Origin of the sequence: Streptomyces sp. P9-2, assembly GCF_051903975.1 — a bacterium.
Classification (GTDB): Bacteria; Actinomycetota; Actinomycetes; order Streptomycetales; family Streptomycetaceae; genus Streptomyces; species Streptomyces cellulosae.
Genome location: NZ_CP192633.1, coordinates 5,023,743 through 5,041,907 on the forward strand (window position 1 = coordinate 5,023,743; position 18,165 = coordinate 5,041,907).

The following is an 18,165-nucleotide window of genomic DNA, read 5'->3' on the forward strand; positions in this document are numbered from 1 at the left end:
GGCCGAGGTGCGTAGTGCCCGAGGGGGGCAGACGCATGCGGCCGAGGTGTGCGGCGCCTCGGTGGTCGCGACGACTCGGTCGTCGGACGGCGGGAGGACGGGCGCTTCGTCCGGCCTCCTGTGGCGGTGGGAAGCCGCCTCAGACCAGGCGGCCGTACGCACCCAGCGTGCGCAGCGCCTCGATCGTCGCGATGGGACGTGCCTCCAGAAGCGCGGCCGGGGTGGGCTGGGCACCCGGGAGCCGGCGGGCGGGCCAGCCTCCGTCGTCCTGCTGCCCGGCCGCGAGGGCATCCAGGGAACGGTCCATCTCCGCGTCGGCGAACCACGCGCGCGCCGGTGAGTCCGGGGTGCGCGCGTAGTCGTGAGGGAAGTGGCGGTCGCCGTGGGCGTGACCGGAGGGGGCCGGGGCGGAAGGCCGGTCGTCCGGGTCCTTCAGGTTGAGCACCACCAGCCGTTCCCGGCGTACCAGGCGCCCCAGCCGCTCCGCGGCGGTCTCCGCACGGGCGCGGTCCGGGGCGTGGTCCAGGAAGAGCACCGAGGCCGCCACGTCACCGGGGCGCGCCGCCTCCAGGGACTCGACGGCCTGCCAACAGAAGTCGGTCGCGCGGAACAGCCACGGGTGCCACACCTCGTTGCGGTGCAGCAGCCCCACCACCGGCGCGGTCGCCGACAGCGACCCGGGCAGGCGGGCTGCCGCCCCACCGCCGTTCGCGTACGCGTCCACGGCCGGAAGCGCGCCCTCCGCCGTCGAGACGGACGTCAGGAAACGGCACACGTCCTCCGCGCGGCGCGCGTCGCAGCGCCCCACGGCGTCCAGCACATCCAGCGCGCGTGCCGTGTGCGCGGGCAGGCTGACAGGCCCGCGCAGGGCGGGTTCCAGGCCGTGGCCGTAGCCGCCGTCGTCATTCCGGTATGCCTCCAGGGCGGTCTCCACCGGGCCCGGTGCGCCGTCGCGGAAGTGATGGGCGAACAGGCGCTGTTCCAGTACGCGCGCGGTGAGCCACACGAAGCGCTCCGCGCGCGCGAGCGTGCCGTGCGGCGGGGACGCCGGGGTGAGCGGTACGGCTGCGATGTCGGCCATGGCACCGACCGTAGGGGCGCGGCGGAACCCCGTGGGGCCCATGGCGGGGTGCCACCCCCGCAGGCGGGATACTGGGGGGCATGCGGTTGACGGTTTTCTGGGAGCGCATGACGGAGTACTTCGGCGCGGGCTACGCCGACACCTTCGCGCGCGACCATGTCATGTCCGAACTCGGCGGACGGACCGTCCACGAGGCCCTGGCGGCCGGCTGGGACGCCAAGGACGTCTGGCAGGTGGTGTGCGCCGTCATGAACGTCCCCCGGGAACTGCGCTGATCGTCACATAACCCCCACGGGAGCGGACAGTTGTCGTGGCCGTGGGTGAGACTTGGGCCGTGGCAGCCACCGACGAGACCGGGCCCGCGGGCCAGAACACGACCGCGCCCGGCACGCCCCCGCCCGCCGGCCCGCCGGCGGACCCCGCGCCCCGGACGAACGCCCGGATGCCGCGATGGCTGCCGCGCGCCATGGTGCTCGCGCTCGCGCTGATCGCCGTCTTCCAGCTCGGCAGCTGGGCCTTCCACCAGCTCACCGGGCTGCTGATCAACGTCCTGATCGCGTTCTTCCTGGCGCTCGCCGTGGAACCCGCGGTGAGCTGGATGGCCGCGCGCGGGGTGCGCCGGGGCTTCGGCACCTTCCTCGTCTTCATCGGAACCCTGGTCGTGGGCGCGGGCTTCGTCACGCTGCTCGGCTCGATGCTCGCGGAACAGATCATCAAGATCGTCGAGGACTTCCCGCAGTACCTCGACTCGGTGATCAACTGGATCAACACCCACTTCCACACCGAGCTGCGGCGCGTCGACATCCAGGAGAACCTGCTCCGGTCCGACTGGCTGCGCAACTACGTGCAGAACAGCGCCACCGGCGTGCTGGACGTGTCCGCCCAGGTGCTCGGCGGGCTCTTCCGGCTGCTGACCATCGCCCTGTTCTCGTTCTACTTCGCCGCCGACGGTCCCCGGCTGCGCCGCACCATCTGCTCCGTCCTGCCGCCGGCCCGGCAGAGCGAGGTGCTGCGCGCCTGGGAGATCGCCGTGAACAAGACCGGCGGCTACCTCTACTCGCGCGGTCTGATGGCCCTCATCTCGGGCCTCGCGCACTACGTCCTGCTCGAGTTCCTCGACGTGCCCTACGCGCCCGTGCTGGCCGTGTGGGTCGGTCTGGTCTCGCAGTTCATCCCCACCATCGGCACGTATCTGGCGGGCGCGCTGCCCATGCTGATCGCCTTCACCGTCGCGCCCTGGTACGCGGTGTGGGTGCTGGTGTTCGTGGTGGTCTACCAGCAGTTCGAGAACTACGTGCTGCAGCCCAAGCTGACCGCCCGGACCGTCGACATCCACCCGGCGGTCGCCTTCGGCTCGGTCATCGCGGGCACGGCCCTGCTCGGCGCGGTCGGCGCCCTGATCGCCATCCCCGCGGTGGCCACGCTCCAGGCGTTCCTCGGCGCGTACGTGAAGCGGTACGACGTCACGGACGACCCGCGGGTGCACGGGCATCGAGGGTCGGGCGGGGCGAGCGCCTTCGGACGGCGGGTCCGGGGGCTGTGGGCCCAGCGGGGTCCGGTGAGCGGCGGCGCCGGGCCGACGGCCGGTGCCGGAGTGGCCGGAGGGGGAGGGGCCGCCTCCGGTGCGGCTGGTTCGGCCGGCGCGACAGGCCCGGCCGGAACCGGCGACGGCGGGACGCCCGGAGCGTCGTGAGGGCCCGAAGCCTCTGACATAGCGGGGCGCGGATCCCCGGCGGTGCAGCTTGACACAAAAATCGAACATCCATTCTTATGGGGGAGCCGGTGAGGCTCAACGCCGGGCGTTCTGCCCCAGTAGGGGCGGGTATGGGCCCGGGTTATCCACAGGCCGGACGTGCGTCGGGGCGCGTTGTCAGTGGCAGGCGTTAGCGTCTTTGACGTGAAGCGATCGACTCAAGCAAACCGGGTGGAACCCATGGCAGGAACCGACCGCGAGAAGGCGCTCGACGCCGCGCTCGCACAGATTGAACGGCAATTCGGCAAGGGCGCGGTCATGCGCATGGGCGAGCGGTCGAAGGAGCCCATCGAGGTCATCCCGACCGGGTCGACCGCGCTCGACGTGGCTCTCGGCGTCGGCGGCCTGCCGCGCGGCCGTGTGGTGGAGATCTACGGACCGGAGTCCTCCGGTAAGACGACCCTGACCCTGCACGCGGTGGCGAACGCCCAGCGGGCCGGCGGCCAGGTCGCGTTCGTGGACGCGGAGCACGCTCTCGACCCCGAGTACGCGAAGAAGCTCGGCGTCGACATCGACAACCTCATCCTGTCCCAGCCGGACAACGGCGAGCAGGCCCTGGAGATCGTGGACATGCTGGTCCGCTCCGGCGCCCTCGACCTCATCGTCATCGACTCCGTCGCGGCGCTCGTGCCCCGCGCGGAGATCGAGGGCGAGATGGGCGACAGCCACGTGGGTCTGCAGGCCCGTCTGATGAGCCAGGCCCTGCGGAAGATCACCAGCGCGCTCAACCAGTCCAAGACCACCGCGATCTTCATCAACCAGCTCCGCGAGAAGATCGGCGTGATGTTCGGCTCGCCGGAGACCACGACCGGTGGCCGCGCGCTGAAGTTCTACGCCTCCGTGCGTATCGACATCCGCCGTATCGAGACCCTCAAGGACGGCACCGAGGCGGTCGGCAACCGCACCCGCTGCAAGGTCGTCAAGAACAAGGTCGCGCCGCCCTTCAAGCAGGCCGAGTTCGACATCCTCTACGGCCAGGGCATCAGCCGCGAGGGCGGCCTGATCGACATGGGCGTGGAGCACGGCTTCGTCCGCAAGGCCGGCGCCTGGTACACGTACGAGGGCGACCAGCTCGGCCAGGGCAAGGAGAACGCCCGCAACTTCCTGAAGGACAACCCCGACCTCGCCAACGAGATCGAGAAGAAGATCCTCACGAAGCTGGGCGTCGGCGTACGGCCCGAGGAGGCCGCTGCTGCCGAGGCAGGCGCGGACGCCGCCGCACCGGCCGACCCCGCGGCCGTGCCGGCCCCGGCGGCCAAGGGTTCCAAGTCCAAGGCCGCGGCGGCCAAGAGCTGACCCGTGGCCCGACGAACCGACTGGGCCGAGTACGAGTACGACGCCCCCGGTGTCCCACGGGGGAGGGACGCCGTGGGCGGCGAGGACCAGGCCGCCGGCGGTGACACGGCGTACGACGACGCGGACCCCGGCCTCCCGGAAGCGGGCGGAGGCGGAGGCCGGCGACGCGGCGGTCGTACGGCACGGACGGGTGGCTCGCGTGACGGCGGGCCGCACGGTGGACGCGGGCGCCGACGCCGCTCCTTCGGCGAGGCCTCCGCGGCGGACGGAGGCGCCTCCGACTCGGTGAGGGCGGAGAGGGAGGAACCTCCGGGGGACCCGGTGGAGCGGGCGCGGGCGATCTGCCTGCGGCTGCTCACCGGGACCCCGCGCACCCGGAAGCAGCTTGCCGACGCCCTCCGCAAGAAGGAGATCCCCGACGAGGCCGCCGAGGAGGTGCTGTCCCGGTTCGAGGAGGTCGGACTGATCAACGACAGCGCCTTCGCGGACGCCTGGGTGGAGTCCCGGCACCACGGCCGGGGGCTGGCCCGGCGCGCCCTCGCGCGGGAGCTGCGCACCAAGGGCGTCGACTCCGCCCTGATCGACGAGGCCGTCTCCCGGCTCGACTCCGAGCAGGAGGAGGAGACCGCCCGTGAACTGGTCGCCCGTAAGCTGCGCGCCACCCGTGGGCTCGACCGCGACAAGCGGATACGCCGCCTCGCCGGCATGCTCGCCCGCAAGGGTTACCCGGAGGGCCTCGCCCTGCGCGTGGTCCGCCAGGCGCTGGAGGAGGAAGGCGAGGACACCGAGTTCCTCGGCGACGAGGGGTACTGAGCGAGCGCCCGGACACCCGGGCGCCCCTCCCGGTTACGCGGCCGCCGTCGTCACCGGCAGCCCCGCCGCCCGCCAGGCCTGGAAGCCGCCGACCAGATCGGTGGCCCGGCGCAGCCCCAGCCGGTGCAGCGACTCCGCGGCCAGGCTGGAGGCGTACCCCTCGTTGCAGACCACGACCACGCGCAGGCCGTGGCCCATGGCTTCGGGGAGACGGTGGCTGCCGCGCGGGTCCAGCCGCCACTCCAGTTCGTTGCGCTCGACGACCAGCGCGCCGGGGATCAGCCCGTCCCGCTCTCGCAGGGCGGCGTACCGGATGTCCACGAGCAGTGCGTCGCCGGACCGCCAGGCGTCGTACGCCTCCTGGGCCTCGACGCGGGGGTATCCGGCGCGGACGCGCTCAAGCAGCTCGTCGATGCCGGGCGGCCGGCCGTCGCCCTGGGCGGAGTGCCCCTCGGTTCCCGTCCCGCTCACTGCCAGTCCTCCGGGCGCTCGACCTGCTCCAGGCGCAGGGTCTGGCCGGTGCGGCTGTAGCGGCGGATGCGCGGCAGCGGCGGGTAGTAGGCGTGCACGGAGATCGCGTGCCGGTCCGTGGACTCGTTCAGCACCTCGTGCACATGGTGCCGGCCGAAGGCGCGGCCCTCTCCGGTCGCCAGCCTCCGCTCCCGGTCGACGCCGCCGGTGAGTTCGAGGGTCGTCCAGCCGTCGGTGGGGAGCCGTACGGCGAGCGAGTTCTCCTTCAGCTCGCCCGACGCGGTCATGAACGCGCCGACGGAGTCCGCGTGGTCGTGCCAGCCCGTGCCGGTGCCGGGCGGCCAGCCGATCAGCCAGGCCTCGCTGCCGCCCGGCCCCTCGAGCCGCACCCAGGTACGCCCCTCGGGGTCGAGCGGGAGCGAGGCGATCAGATCGGCGTCGGCGACGGCACGCCGTACGAAGTCGAGGAGTTCGGCCTGCGTCGGCGCGGACGCGGACCGGGGGGCGGACGCGGGGGCGGGGGCAGCGGGGGAGACAGACATGTGCACCGTCCTGGAGGTGAAGTCGCGGAGCGCGCGCGTCGACGACGTCGCCGTCCGGGAAGTCCGGGACGGACGGTCAGGGCGCGCGGAAAGAAGGGGGAACGTCGCGAATCAACAGGACGGGCGACACACGCAGCCCGCGTAGCGGAGGAGGTCCATGTGGACCCTCCGCCACAGGTGCACGCGGGTGTCGGTCATGAGCGGGAGTACACCATGGGGCTGCGACCGGGTTCAACCGCTCGCCACGATGTGGACGCCGGCGTGGCGCGGACGTTCCGGCGTTCGAGCCGGGGGCACGGGGGACGCGCCGGGCGTGGTGGGGCGGGCGTGCGCGGGGCGCCAGGGGCTCAGCCCGTCACGCGCTCAGCGCACACCCCACCTCATCGCGATCCTGCCCCCGCGTCCTCCCGCGCCCCCGCCTCGGCACCGGCGTCCGCCTCCGACGCCGTCCCGCTCACCGGCCCGCCGAGGGCCGTTTCCGCCGCCGCGTACATGTCCGCCGGGCGGACACCGCTCAGGGCCGTGACGAGGTGGCCGTCGGGGCGGACGAGCAGGACCGTGTGGGCCGCCGCGCCCGGATAGCTCTCCGCGACCAGCAGCTCCGCGCGGTGCGGCAGCGCGGAGACGGCGGTGGCCAGGCGCGGCATGATCCCGGCGGACACCCAGTGGCGGCGTTCCCACACCCCCGTGCCCGGCGCGATCAGGACCACCAGCAGGGCGCCCCGCCCGAGCCGGTCCCGGAGCCGGACGAAGGTGCCGTCCTCGGCGGTGACGATCACGTCCGTGACGGTCGCCCCGGGAGCCGTGGCGACCGGGGCCTCGCCCTCCAGACGGCCGGGCGCGAGGGGCGAGTCGGCGTACGTGCCGGGAGCGCCCAGTGCCCCGCGCCCGAGGTGACCGTCCATCAACAGCGTGTCGAGGCTGCGGGAGGAGCCGGGGACGTAGGTGCGCAGTCCTCCGCCGCCGCGCAGCAGCGGCAGTGCCTGGTCGGCGGCGCGCAGCCGGGAGGCGACGAGGGCGCGGCGCTCGGTCTGGTAGCTGTCGAGGAGCGCCTCGTGCGGGCCGTGGTGCCAGGCCAGGGCGAGTTTCCAGGCGAGGTTGTCGGCGTCGCGCAGCCCCTCGTCCAGCCCGTGCGTGCCCAGCGCGCCGAGCAGGTGGGCCGCGTCCCCGGCGAGGAAGACGCGGTCGGCACGCCAGCGCCGGGCGAGCCGGTGGTGGACGGTGTGCACGCCGGTGTCGAGGAGTTCGTACGGGGGCACCGTGCCGCCGTTCCAGCCGGCCAGGGTCTCCCGGATGCGGGTGAGCAGCATCTCCGGGGTGACGAGGTCCTTGCCCGGCGGCAGCAGCCAGTCCAGGCGCCACACCTCGTCCGGCAGCGGGCGGGCGATGATCTCCCCGGCGGAGGGGCCGGAGGTCCGCCACGGCGGTGAGCGGTGCAGCAGCGCCTCGTCCTGCCAGGGGAGTTCGGTGCGCAGGGCGGCGACGGCGTGACGCTCCACGGCGGTGCGGCCGGGGAAGCGGATGTCCTGGAGCTTGCGCACGGTGGAGCGGGGGCCGTCGCAGCCGACCAGGTAACTGCCGCGCCACCACGTGCCGGAGGCGCCCCGGGTGTGGGCGGTGACGCCGGACCGTTCCTGCTCTATGGTGTCCAGCCGGCTGTCCACGGCGATTTTGACGAGCCGTTCGTTCTCCAGGGCGGCGCGCAGCGCGCCGGTCAGGACGTGCTGGGCGATGTGCAGGGGAGCGGCCTCGGCGTCCTCGAAGGCCACCTCGTTCGTCACCTGCTTGCGCCGCATCGACCGCCATCCGGCCCAACGGAACCCCGCGTGGTCCAGGGACAGGCCGGTCAGCCGCTCCATCAGCGCGGCGGTGTCCTCGCGCAGCACGGCGGTGCGGGCGGGACGGGGCTCGTCCTTGCCCGGCCCCTCGTCCAGGACCAGGCACGGGACGTCCTGACGCGCCAGCGCCAGTGCCAGCGTGAGCCCGACGGGCCCCGCTCCGACGACGATCACCGGGTCCACGGCGCGGCGCTCCCTGCTCGGAGTGACGTCGGGGAGGACGTAAGGGAACAGGAAGATGGAGCAGGGTGCACGATCACAGAACGTATGCAACCCATTGCCGGTGCTTGCGTCAAGTGACCGAAGGGCGGTGGCGATCATGAGCCGCCGCGGGAGCGGTCCCAGCGTGTGACAGTTCATCACATGAGTCCACGGCGCATCGCTCATCCGTCACGGTGACGACGACCGGTCACCGACATGACTGTGGCCCGCCGTTCCCGGCGGGCCACAGTCATGTCAGGAAGGAGTCGCGCGTCAGACGCCGTCGGTCTTGTGCGGGCCGCCGACCTCGGCGGCGTTGATGTCGTCGACGTCCTCGACTCCGAGCACCGCGCCCGTGCTGCGCTTGCTGCGGCGCAGGCGTGCCTCCAGCCAGGAGGCGAACGAGGTGAGGGCGAAGTTGAGCGCGATGAAGAGCACCGCCACCACGGTGAAGCTGGCGATCACGTTGGCGCCGTAGTAGCCGCTCATCGTGTTGGCCGAGGCGAGCAGCTCGGGGAAGGTGAGGACGGCGCCGCCGAGGGCGGTGTCCTTCACGATGACGACGAGCTGGCTGACGATGGCCGGGAGCATCGCGGTGACCGCCTGCGGCAGCAGGACCAGCCGCATCAGCTGGTTCTTGCGCAGGCCGATCGCCATCGCGGCCTCGGACTGGCCCTTGGGCAGCGACAGGATGCCGGCGCGCACGATCTCCGCGAGGACGGAGGCGTTGTAGAGCACCAGGCCGGTGACGACCGCGTACAGAGGACGGTCGTCGGAGCTGACGTTGGTGTACTCGGCGAACAGCGCCAGACCGAAGATCATCAGGACCAGCACGGGGATGGCGCGGAAGAACTCCACCACGATGCCGGCCGGGACGCGGACCCACGCGTGGTCCGAGAGACGGGCGATGCCCAGGACCGCGCCGAGCGGCAGCGCGATGATCACCGCGAGTACGGCGGCCTTCAGCGTGTTCTGCAGACCCGGCCAGATGTACGTGGTCCAGGCCTCGGTGCCGGTGAAGAACGGCTTCCACAGGGCCCACTCGAGCTGGCCCTTGTCGTTGAGGGTGCTGAACACCCACCACAGCAGGGCGGCGAGGGCGAGCAGGAAGGCCACCGTGAAGATGACGTTCCGCCGCTTGGCGCGGGGCCCCTGGGCGTCGTACAGAACGGAGCTCATCGCTTCACCGCCACCTTCTTGCCCACCCAGCCGAGGAACAGGCCGGTCGGCAGCGTCAGAACCACGAAACCGAACGCGATGATCGCGGAGATCAGCAGCAGCTGCGCCTCGTTCTCGATCATCTCCTTCATCAGCAGCGCCGCCTCGGCGACGCCGATCGCGGCGGCCACCGTGGTGTTCTTGATGAGTGCGATGAGGACGTTCGCCAGCGGGCCGACGGACGAACGGAACGCCTGGGGCAGCACCACGAGGCCCAGCACCTGGTTGAAGTTCAGGCCGAGCGCGCGGGCGGCCTCCGCCTGGCCGACCGGCACGGTGTTGATGCCGGAGCGCAGCGCCTCGCACACGAAGGCCGAGGTGTACAGGATCAGACCGAGGACGGCGAGCCGGAAGTTGATCGTTTCGAAGTCGTCCGCGCCGAGGCTGACGCCCAGGGTCTGGTTGAGGCCGAGCGACGTGAACAGGATGATGACCGTCAGCGGGATGTTCCGCACGATGTTCACGTACGCGGTCCCGAAGCCGCGCATCAGCGGCACCGGGCCGACGCGCATGGCGGCCAGCAGGGTGCCCCAGATCAGGGAGCCGACGGCGGAGAGCACAGCGAGCTGCACCGTCGTCCAGAAGGCCCCCAGCAGGTCGTAATCTTCAAGAAAATCGAACACGATCTCCCGCGCTTCCGCGTGTAGGGATGCATGCCCCGGTGCGCCGCCCCGCGTCGGGGGCGGCGCACACGGTCAGGCGCTGCCTCAGCTCTTGATGTCGCCGATCTTCGGAGCGGGCTCGTTCTTGTAGTTGGCCGGGCCGAAGTTGTCCTTCACGGCCGTGTCCCAGCTACCGTCGGCGACCATCTCCTCAAGGGCCTTGTTGATCTTGTCCTTGAGGTCGCTGCCCTTCTTGACGCCGATGCCGTAGTTCTCGTTCGTCAGCTTGAAGCCGCCGAGCTTGAACTTGCCCTTGAACTGGTCCTGGGCGGCGTAGCCGGCGAGGATCGAGTCGTCGGTGGTCAGCGCGTCCACGGCGCCGTTCTGCAGACCGGGCAGACAGGCGGAGTACGTCGGGTACGGCTGCAGCTGGGCCTTCGGCGCCAGCTTCTCCTTGACGTTCTGCGCGGACGTCGAGCCGGTGACGGAGCAGAGCTTCGCGTTGTTCAGGTCCTCGGGCGACTTGATCTTGTCGTCGTCGGCGCGGAGCAGGACGTCCTGGTGGGCGAGCAGGTACGGGCCGGCGAAGTCGACCTTCTCCTGGCGCTCCGGGGTGATCGAGTAGGTGGCGGCGATGAAGTCGACGTCACCGCGCTGCAGCATGGTCTCGCGGTCGGCGCTCTTCGACTCCTTCCACTCGATCTGGTTCTCCTCGTAACCGAGCTTCTTGGCGACGTAGGTGGCGACGTCCACGTCGAAGCCCTCGTAGCCCTGCGGGGTCTTCTGGCCGAGGCCCGGCTGGTCGAACTTGATGCCGATCGTGATCTTGTCCTTGCCGCCGCCGCCCGAGGACTCGTTGTCCCCGTCGCCGCCGCCGCAGGCGGTGGCGGTCAGGGCGAGGGCGAAGATGGTGGCCGAGGCGGCGGTGACCTTGCGGAGCTTCATGGTGCACATCCTTTTGACTGGTGAAGTGGTGCGGCCCGGTCAATGTCCGGTGACGCAGGTCGGCAGGGGCGCTGCGCCGTGCCTCAGTGGTGCAGGATCTTCGACAGGAAGTCCTTGGCACGGTCGCTGCGCGGGTTGCTGAAGAACTGGTCCGGCGTCGCCTGCTCGACGATGCGGCCGTCCGCCATGAACACCACGCGGTTCGCGGCCGAACGCGCGAAGCCCATCTCGTGGGTCACGACGATCATCGTCATGCCGTCACGGGCGAGCTGCTGCATGACTTCGAGAACCTCGTTGATCATCTCCGGGTCGAGAGCCGACGTCGGCTCGTCGAAGAGCATGACCTTGGGCTCCATCGCCAGGGCCCGCGCGATGGCGACGCGCTGCTGCTGACCACCGGAGAGCTGTGCGGGGTACTTGTCGGCCTGTGCGGCCACGCCGACCCGGTCGAGGAGGGCACGCGCCCGCTCCTCAGCCTCCTTCTTGTCCTTCTTCCGGACCTTGACCTGTCCGAGCGTCACGTTCTCGAGCACGGTCTTGTGCGCGAAGAGGTTGAAGGACTGGAAGACCATCCCCACGTCGGCACGGAGCTTCGCGAGCGCCTTGCCCTCGTCGGGCAGGGGCTTGCCGTCGATCGTGATCGAGCCGGAGTCGATCGTCTCCAGACGGTTGATGGTGCGGCACAGGGTGGACTTCCCGGACCCGGAGGGTCCGATGACCACGACGACTTCGCCACGCGCGATCGTGAGGTCGATGTCCTGGAGAACGTGCAACGCGCCGAAGTGCTTGTTGACGCTCTTCAGGACGACCAGATCGCCGGTCGCGGCCACATCTTCCTTGGCCACCGATACTTCGGTCATCGCTCTCAGGCTCCGTCCTCCTCGGTTTCGGAGGACAGTAGTAACCCTTCAGACCTGCGTCATTACATCTGAGGGGAATCTGAGCATCACGATCCGATAGCAATCGGACACCTGTCGTAGCACTTGTGACCTGGAACGCGTCCGCGCGAGGCAACGGTACCGAAGCGCAACCGGAACCCTCTTGACGTGGTCCTCCCTCATCGGCGTGACTGCAAGGTGCATCCGCGTGTGGCCATGATGGACACACCCGACAAACGGCCGATGAACCGAAGGGAGCCCTGGTGAGACTGCTGCTCGTCGAGGACGACAACCACGTCGCCGCGGCCCTGTCGGCCGTGCTGGCCCGCCACGGCTTCGACGTCACCCACGCGCGCAGCGGCGAGGAGGCCCTCCAGGCGCTCGTCCCCGAGAGCGACGGCTTCGGCGTCGTCCTGCTCGACCTCGGCCTGCCCGACCAGGACGGGTACGAGGTCTGCGGCAAGATACGCAAGCGCACCAGCACCCCCGTGATCATGGTGACCGCGCGCTCCGACGTGCGCTCCCGCATCCACGGCCTCAACCTCGGCGCCGACGACTACGTGGTGAAGCCGTACGACACCGGGGAGCTGCTCGCCCGGATCCACGCCGTCAGCCGGCGCAGCGTCCACGAGGAGGCCACCGGCTCCACGGAGACCCAGGTGCTCCTCGGCCCGGTGCGCATCGAGCTGCCCACCCGGCAGGTCAGCGTCAACGGCACGCCCGTCCAGCTCACCCGCAAGGAGTTCGATCTGCTCGCGCTGCTGGCACAGCGGCCGGGGGTCGTCTTCCGCCGGGAGCAGATCATCAGCGAGGTGTGGCGCACCAGCTGGGAGGGAACGGGACGTACCCTCGAGGTGCATGTGGCGTCCCTGCGTTCCAAGCTGCGCATGCCCGCCCTGATCGAGACCGTGCGCGGCGTCGGTTACCGGCTCGTCGCGCCCGCCGCGTAGCGGGGCCGGGTGCACACACGACTGCTGCCGCTGCTCATCGTCCTGATGGCGGCCGTCCTGCTCGCCCTCGGCGTGCCGCTCGCGGTGAGCCTCGCCGGCGCCCAGCAGCAGAAGGTCGTCGTCGACCGGATCGACGACACCGCGCGCTTCGCGGCCCTCGCCCAGTTCGTCACCGAGCCCGCCGACACCTCCGGCGGCGACATCAACGAGCGCCGCGAGACCCTCAGCGCCGAGCTGCGCAGCTACCACGAGGTGTACGGCATCCGCGCCGGCGTCTTCTACCGCAACGACGCCCCCATGGCGCACGCCCCCGACGACTTCTTCCTGCCGCGCGCCGGCGAGGTCAGGGACGCCTTCGAGGAGGCGCTGCTCAGCCGCCGCAGCCACGACCCCGAGCAGGTGTGGCCCTGGCAGCGGAGCACCCTCGTGGTCGCCTCACCGGTGATCCGGGACGGCGACGTCGTCGCGGTGGTGGTCACCGACTCGCCCACCGGGCAGATGCGCTCCCGCATCCTCCAGGGCTGGCTGGTCATCGCCGCGGGGGAGGCCGCGGCGATGCTGCTCGCCGTCGGCGCGGCGCTCCGCCTCACCGGCTGGGTGCTGCGCCCGGTGCGCGTCCTCGACGCCACCACCCACGACATCGCCACCGGCCGGCTGAAGTCCCGCGTCGCGGAGGCCGGCGGCCCGCCCGAGCTGCGCCGCCTCGCGCGCTCCTTCAACGAGATGGCGGACAACGTCGAGAACGTGCTGGAGCAGCAGCGCGCCTTCGTCGCCGACGCCTCCCACCAGCTGCGCAACCCCCTGTCCGCGCTGCTGCTGCGCATCGAACTGCTCGCGCTGGAGCTGCCCGAGGGCAACGAGGAGATCGCCTCCGTGCGCGCCGAGGGCAAACGGCTGGCGCAGGTCCTCGACGACCTGCTCGACCTGGCCCTCGCCGAGCACAGCGCGCCCGACCTGCAGATCGTCGACATCGGCGCGGTGGCGGCCGAGCGGGTCGCCGCCTGGTCGCCGACCGCCGAGGCCAAGGACGTCACGCTGACCGGCGTCTGCCCGGCGACCACCGCCTGGGCGGACCCGGTGGCGCTGTCCAGCGCGCTGGACGCGGTCATCGACAACGCGGTGAAGTTCACCCCGTCCGGCGAGACGGTCGAGGTGACCGTCGCCTCCAACGGCGACACGGCGACCGTCGTCGTCACCGACAACGGCCCCGGACTGACCGACGAGGAGCTGACCCGCGTCGGCGACCGCTTCTGGCGCAGCGGACGGCACCAGAACGTCAAGGGCTCGGGCCTCGGCCTGTCCATCTCCCGCGCGCTGCTCGCCGCGGGAGGCGGCTCGATCACCTACGAACGGCACGAGCCGCACGGACTGCGGGTGACCGTGAGCGTGCCGCGCAACGCCCCCGCGGGTGAGGCGGAAGGTCAGGGCTTGACGGACCGGTAGTACCGGCGGGCGCCCTCGTGCAGCCGCAGCGGGTCGGTGTAGATGGCGGTGCGCACGTCGACGAGCTGCGCGGAGTGCACATGGGCGCCGATGCCGTCACGGCTCTTCAGCACGATCCGGGTCAGCCACTCGGTGAGCCGGGGGTCCGTGTCCGCGCGTGTGATCAGCAGGTTGGACACCGCCATGGTCGGCACGGCCGAGCCGAGCTGACTGCCCGGGTAGGCCGACTCCGGGATGTTCGTCGCGCGGTAGTAGCGGGTGGCCCTGCCCTTCTCGTGCACCTTCGCGATCAGCGAGGCGTCGATCGGCACGAACCGCAGCGCGGAGTCCTCCGCGTACTTCTTCAGCCCGTCCGTGGGCAGCCCGCCCGACCAGAAGAAGGCGTCCAGACCGTGCCCCAGGCGCCCGGGCCCGGTGTCGATGCCGTCCGCGGACGGCACGATGTCCCGCTCCGGGTCGATCCCGGCCGCCCGCAGCAGCCGGTTCGCGATCAGCCGCACCCCGGACTTCGGCGGCCCTATGGCGACCCGCTTGCCCCGCAGGTCGGCGACGGTACGGATGCCCGAGTCGGGTGCGACGGCGAGCTGCACGTAGTCGTCGTACAGACGCGCCACCCCGCGCAGCCCGGCGGCGCCGGTGCGGCCCTCCTGCCGGTACGTCTCCACGGCGTCGGCCGCCGCGAGGGCGAAGTCGGCCTGCCCGGTGGCGACCCGGCGGACGTTCTCCCAGGAGCCGTCGCTGGTCTCCAGCCGCACCTCCAGATCCGGCATGTCCTTGCCGAGCGCGCTCCGCAGCAGCTCGCCGTACTTCTGGTAGACGCCGGCGCGGGTGCCGGTGCTCATCGTGATCGTCCCGCCGGGCGCCTCCTCACGCCACGGCGCGACCCACCACAGCAGCAGCCCGAGCACCACGAGGCCGACGGCCGCGCCCCGCAGGGCCCGCCGCCTGCCGATGCGGGACAGCACGTGGGACATGGCGGCGATCCTGCCAGCCCGGTGCCTCGCTGACCAGGGCGGAAATCACGGGGAGAACCGGCCGTGGCGCACGCGGACCGTGAAGTGGGGAAACGCCGGGCCGAGTTGAGGCGGCCGCTGTAGCCTCCACCGATGACGTCCTCCACCGAGCCCGCGCCGACGCCGTCCGCCTCCGACGCTGAGTGCCTCGCGCTCACCCGGCAGCTGCGGCGCCGGGGCACCGTCGTGCTGTCCGTGTTCGCGCTGGTCTGGGCCTTCGCGGGCGCCTCCGGCACGGGCGCGGCGACGGACGCGGTGCCGGTGGCCGTGGAAGCCGTGGCGCTCGTGATCACGGCGGTCGCGCTGTACCTGGGCCTTCGCAAGGACGCCCGGCCCTCGCCCCGCACGGTGGACCTGCCCGCGAACTGGGCCCGCGGGGTGGGCCTCGTGAACGGCGTCGAGCTGCTGGCGATCGTCGCCGTGATCGCCGCGGCCAACGCCTCCGGCCACCCGGAGTACGTCCCGGCCGGCATCGCGCTCGTCGTGGGCCTGCACTTCTTCCCGCTCGCCCGGCTCTACGACCAGTGGCAGTACCGGTGGACCGGAGCGCTGCTCACCGCCGTGGCCGTCGTCGGCGCCGTGCTGGTCCTGGCGGGCCTGTCCGCCGAGTCCGTGCGGGCCGTGGTGGGTCTGGCCTGCGCCGCCGTCCTCTGGGCCTCCGGCTGCCACCTGGCCGTACGCGGCTGAGCCACCTGGCCGAACGGGGCGGGAGGGGAACACCGGGCGGAACCGCTCCGGGAAACGCCTACCCTTGTTGCCATGACCAGCAGCAGTGACCGGAGCCCCGCCGTGGACGTTCTCTCGACCAGGACCTACGAGATTCGCACCTACGGGTGCCAGATGAACGTCCACGACTCCGAGCGCCTCGCCGGGCTGCTGGAGGACGCCGGGTACGTCCGCGCCCCCGAGGGCTCCGACGGCGAGGCCGACGTCGTCGTGTTCAACACCTGCGCCGTCCGCGAGAACGCCGACAACAAGCTGTACGGCAACCTGGGCCACCTCGCCCCGAAGAAGGCGAGCCGCCCCGGCATGCAGATCGCGGTCGGCGGCTGCCTCGCGCAGAAGGACCGCGACACCATCGTCAAGCGCGCCCCCTGGGTGGACGTGGTCTTCGGCACGCACAACATCGGCAAGCTGCCGGTGCTGCTGGAGCGCGCCCGCGTCCAGGAGGAGGCGCAGGTCGAGATCGCCGAGTCGCTGGAAGCGTTCCCCTCCACGCTGCCCACCCGCCGCGAGAGCGCCTACGCCGCCTGGGTGTCGATCTCCGTCGGCTGCAACAACACCTGCACCTTCTGCATCGTCCCCGCCCTGCGCGGCAAGGAGAAGGACCGCCGCCCCGGCGACATCCTCGCCGAGATCGAGGCGCTGGTCGCCGAGGGCGTCTCCGAGATCACCCTGCTCGGCCAGAACGTCAACGCCTACGGCTCCGACATCGGCGACCGCGAGGCCTTCAGCAAGCTGCTGCGCGCCTGCGGGAAGATCGACGGCCTGGAGCGCGTCCGCTTCACCTCCCCGCACCCCCGCGACTTCACCGACGACGTCATCGCCGCCATGGCCGAGACGCCCAACGTGATGCCGCAGCTCCACATGCCCCTGCAGTCCGGTTCCGACCCGGTCCTCAAGGCGATGCGCCGCTCCTACCGCCAGGAGCGCTTCCTCGGGATCATCGAGAAGGTCCGCGCCGCCATCCCGCACGCGGCGATCAGCACCGACATCATCGTGGGCTTCCCCGGCGAGACCGAGGAGGACTTCCAGCAGACGCTGCACGTCGTCCGCGAGGCCCGCTTCGCGCAGGCGTTCACCTTCCAGTACTCCAAGCGGCCCGGCACCCCGGCCGCCGAGATGGACGGGCAGATCCCCAAGAAGGTCGTCCAGGAGCGCTACGAGCGTCTCGTCGCCCTCCAGGAGGAGATCTCCTGGGAGGAGAACAAGAAGCAGGTCGGCCGCACCCTGGAGCTGATGGTCGCCGAGGGCGAGGGCCGCAAGGACGACACCACCCACCGCCTCTCCGGCCGCGCCCCCGACAACCGCCTGGTGCACTTCACCAAGCCCGACCAGGAGGTCCGCCCCGGTGACGTCGTCACCGTCGAGGTGACCTACGCGGCCCCGCACCACCTCCTCGCCGAGGGCCCCGTCCTCGACGTGCGCCGCACCCGTGCGGGCGACGCCTGGGAGAAGCGCACGGCGGAGAAGGCGGCCAAGCCCGCGGGCGTGCTGCTCGGCCTGCCCAAGGTGGGCGTGCCCGAGCCGCTCCCGGCGGTCAGCGGCGGCTGCGCCGTCGACTGACGCCCCTGCCCCGGACCCGCCCCGGCGGGCGGGTCCGTAGGGCCGCAGTAGGCTGCTGATCATGCTTGTCGCCGCCGCAGCCTGCCCCTGCCCGCCGCTGCTCGTGCCCGAGGTCGCCGCAGGCGCCGCCCCGGAGCTGGACGCCGCGCGCGCCGCCTGCACCGACGCGCTCGGCGTGCTCGCGGCCTCCCGCCCCGACCTGCTGGTCGTCGTGGGCCCGGACGACGGCGCCGGGACGCACGCCTACCCTGCGGGCACCCCGGGTTCCTTCCGCGGCTTCGGCGTCGACCTGGACGTACGGCTGGGGGAGGGCGACGGCGCCGGTGGGGAACTCCCGTACGGGCTCGCCGTGGGCGCCTGGCTGCTGGGGCGGACCGGATGGGCCGACGCCCCCGTCGAGGGGCGGGGCGTGGGGGAGTCTCTCGCACCCGACGCGTGCCTCGCCGAGGGGCAGCGGCTGGCCGGCCGGGCCGACCGGGTGGCGCTCCTCGTGATGGGCGACGCCAGCGCCTGCCGCACGCTGAAGGCTCCCGGCTACCTCGACGAACGCGCCGCGCCCTACGACGCGGAGATCGCCCGTGCGCTCGGCTCCGCCGACACGGCGGCCCTGCGCGCGCTGGACCCCGGACTCGCGCGCGAGCTGAAGGTGTCCGGCCGTGCGCCCTGGCAGGTGCTCGCCGGAGCGGCCGAGGGTTGCGCCGGGCTGTCGGGCGTGCTGCTGCACGAGGACGCCCCGTACGGCGTGGGGTACGTCGTCGCCACCTGGTCCTAGGCGCGTACACGTGAACGAACGGCGGACGGCCGGGGCGTGATGCCCCGGCCGTCCGCCGTTCGT

The 18,165-nt window shown here is 71.9% G+C and carries 19 protein-coding genes; 9 read left to right on the forward strand and 10 right to left on the reverse strand.

Going from position 1 to position 18,165, the window contains the following annotated elements:
• Positions 1 to 139: 139 nt before the first annotated feature.
• On the reverse strand, positions 140 to 1,081 hold the full coding sequence (locus ACQY0Z_RS23005) for a hypothetical protein (RefSeq protein ID WP_347224480.1): 942 nt from the start codon (positions 1,079 to 1,081) through the stop codon (positions 140 to 142).
• 80 nt (positions 1,082 to 1,161) lie between these two features.
• Here ACQY0Z_RS23005 and ACQY0Z_RS23010 point away from each other — a divergent pair, with 80 nt between their 5' ends.
• The 4 genes from ACQY0Z_RS23010 to recX all read left to right on the forward strand — a co-directional run bounded on the left by ACQY0Z_RS23010 (position 1,162) and on the right by recX (position 4,943).
• Positions 1,162 to 1,356: a DUF3046 domain-containing protein gene (locus ACQY0Z_RS23010; RefSeq protein ID WP_189903757.1), complete on the forward strand. Its 195-nt coding sequence runs from the start codon at positions 1,162 to 1,164 to the stop codon at positions 1,354 to 1,356.
• A gap of 59 nt (positions 1,357 to 1,415) precedes the next feature.
• Positions 1,416 to 2,774 (forward strand): AI-2E family transporter, encoded by a 1,359-nt coding sequence (locus ACQY0Z_RS23015; RefSeq protein ID WP_439812734.1) that lies wholly within the window; start codon positions 1,416 to 1,418, stop codon positions 2,772 to 2,774.
• 240 nt (positions 2,775 to 3,014) lie between these two features.
• Complete coding sequence (gene recA / locus ACQY0Z_RS23020) at positions 3,015 to 4,130, forward strand: recombinase RecA (protein WP_189903761.1); 1,116 nt, start codon at positions 3,015 to 3,017, stop codon at positions 4,128 to 4,130.
• A 3-nt stretch (positions 4,131 to 4,133) separates the two neighbouring features.
• The gene (gene recX, locus ACQY0Z_RS23025) at positions 4,134 to 4,943 is read left to right on the forward strand and encodes a recombination regulator RecX (RefSeq protein WP_439812735.1); all 810 of its coding nucleotides are present in this window, start codon (positions 4,134 to 4,136) and stop codon (positions 4,941 to 4,943) included.
• A 33-nt stretch (positions 4,944 to 4,976) separates the two neighbouring features.
• On the opposite strand, the gene ACQY0Z_RS23030 is transcribed toward recX, so the two are convergent.
• The 8 genes from ACQY0Z_RS23030 to ACQY0Z_RS23065 all read right to left on the reverse strand — a co-directional run bounded on the left by ACQY0Z_RS23030 (position 4,977) and on the right by ACQY0Z_RS23065 (position 11,620).
• On the reverse strand, positions 4,977 to 5,414 hold the full coding sequence (locus ACQY0Z_RS23030) for a rhodanese-like domain-containing protein (protein WP_439812736.1): 438 nt from the start codon (positions 5,412 to 5,414) through the stop codon (positions 4,977 to 4,979).
• Positions 5,411 to 5,956, reverse strand: a complete 546-nt coding sequence (locus ACQY0Z_RS23035; protein WP_347224477.1) for a cysteine dioxygenase — start codon at positions 5,954 to 5,956, stop codon at positions 5,411 to 5,413. Before ACQY0Z_RS23035 ends, ACQY0Z_RS23030 begins: the two co-directional genes overlap by 4 nt.
• Before the next feature lie 111 nt (positions 5,957 to 6,067).
• Positions 6,068 to 6,154 carry a putative leader peptide gene (locus ACQY0Z_RS23040; RefSeq protein WP_323807142.1) on the reverse strand — a complete coding sequence of 29 codons (87 nt, stop codon included), beginning with the start codon at positions 6,152 to 6,154 and terminating at the stop codon, positions 6,068 to 6,070.
• A gap of 182 nt (positions 6,155 to 6,336) precedes the next feature.
• On the reverse strand, positions 6,337 to 7,977 hold the full coding sequence (locus tag ACQY0Z_RS23045; RefSeq protein ID WP_439812737.1) for an FAD-dependent monooxygenase: 1,641 nt from the start codon (positions 7,975 to 7,977) through the stop codon (positions 6,337 to 6,339).
• A gap of 291 nt (positions 7,978 to 8,268) precedes the next feature.
• A complete protein-coding gene (locus tag ACQY0Z_RS23050) occupies positions 8,269 to 9,174 on the reverse strand; it encodes an ABC transporter permease subunit (RefSeq protein ID WP_189903772.1) in 906 nt (301 codons plus the stop codon).
• Positions 9,171 to 9,836 (reverse strand): amino acid ABC transporter permease, encoded by a 666-nt coding sequence (locus ACQY0Z_RS23055; protein ID WP_189903774.1) that lies wholly within the window; start codon positions 9,834 to 9,836, stop codon positions 9,171 to 9,173. Before ACQY0Z_RS23055 ends, ACQY0Z_RS23050 begins: the two co-directional genes overlap by 4 nt.
• A gap of 84 nt (positions 9,837 to 9,920) precedes the next feature.
• Complete coding sequence (locus ACQY0Z_RS23060; protein ID WP_137210355.1) at positions 9,921 to 10,760, reverse strand: glutamate ABC transporter substrate-binding protein; 840 nt, start codon at positions 10,758 to 10,760, stop codon at positions 9,921 to 9,923.
• Positions 10,761 to 10,843: 83 nt separating this feature from the next.
• Positions 10,844 to 11,620: an amino acid ABC transporter ATP-binding protein gene (locus ACQY0Z_RS23065; RefSeq protein WP_026244040.1), complete on the reverse strand. Its 777-nt coding sequence runs from the start codon at positions 11,618 to 11,620 to the stop codon at positions 10,844 to 10,846.
• A 281-nt stretch (positions 11,621 to 11,901) separates the two neighbouring features.
• Here ACQY0Z_RS23065 and ACQY0Z_RS23070 point away from each other — a divergent pair, with 281 nt between their 5' ends.
• Both ACQY0Z_RS23070 and ACQY0Z_RS23075 read left to right on the forward strand, forming a co-directional pair.
• A complete protein-coding gene (locus tag ACQY0Z_RS23070; RefSeq protein ID WP_189903776.1) occupies positions 11,902 to 12,588 on the forward strand; it encodes a response regulator transcription factor in 687 nt (228 codons plus the stop codon).
• A gap of 9 nt (positions 12,589 to 12,597) precedes the next feature.
• Positions 12,598 to 14,031 (forward strand): HAMP domain-containing sensor histidine kinase, encoded by a 1,434-nt coding sequence (locus tag ACQY0Z_RS23075; protein ID WP_439812738.1) that lies wholly within the window; start codon positions 12,598 to 12,600, stop codon positions 14,029 to 14,031.
• Here the strand turns inward: ACQY0Z_RS23075 and ACQY0Z_RS23080 are convergent.
• Positions 14,010 to 15,005 (reverse strand): TAXI family TRAP transporter solute-binding subunit, encoded by a 996-nt coding sequence (locus ACQY0Z_RS23080; RefSeq protein ID WP_189903780.1) that lies wholly within the window; start codon positions 15,003 to 15,005, stop codon positions 14,010 to 14,012. The two genes, ACQY0Z_RS23075 and ACQY0Z_RS23080, sit on opposite strands and share 22 nt — an antisense overlap.
• Before the next feature lie 132 nt (positions 15,006 to 15,137).
• Between ACQY0Z_RS23080 and ACQY0Z_RS23085 the strand changes: the two genes are divergently transcribed.
• From ACQY0Z_RS23085 to ACQY0Z_RS23095, 3 genes are all read left to right on the forward strand, one after another.
• Positions 15,138 to 15,731 (forward strand): DUF7010 family protein, encoded by a 594-nt coding sequence (locus ACQY0Z_RS23085; RefSeq protein WP_189903782.1) that lies wholly within the window; start codon positions 15,138 to 15,140, stop codon positions 15,729 to 15,731.
• Between the two features lie 72 nt (positions 15,732 to 15,803).
• A complete protein-coding gene (gene miaB / locus ACQY0Z_RS23090; protein ID WP_189903784.1) occupies positions 15,804 to 17,330 on the forward strand; it encodes a tRNA (N6-isopentenyl adenosine(37)-C2)-methylthiotransferase MiaB in 1,527 nt (508 codons plus the stop codon).
• Positions 17,331 to 17,391: 61 nt separating this feature from the next.
• Positions 17,392 to 18,102, forward strand: coding sequence for a class III extradiol dioxygenase subunit B-like domain-containing protein (locus ACQY0Z_RS23095; protein WP_381727102.1), 711 nt, complete (start codon positions 17,392 to 17,394; stop codon positions 18,100 to 18,102).
• The last annotated feature ends 63 nt before the right edge of the window (positions 18,103 to 18,165 follow it).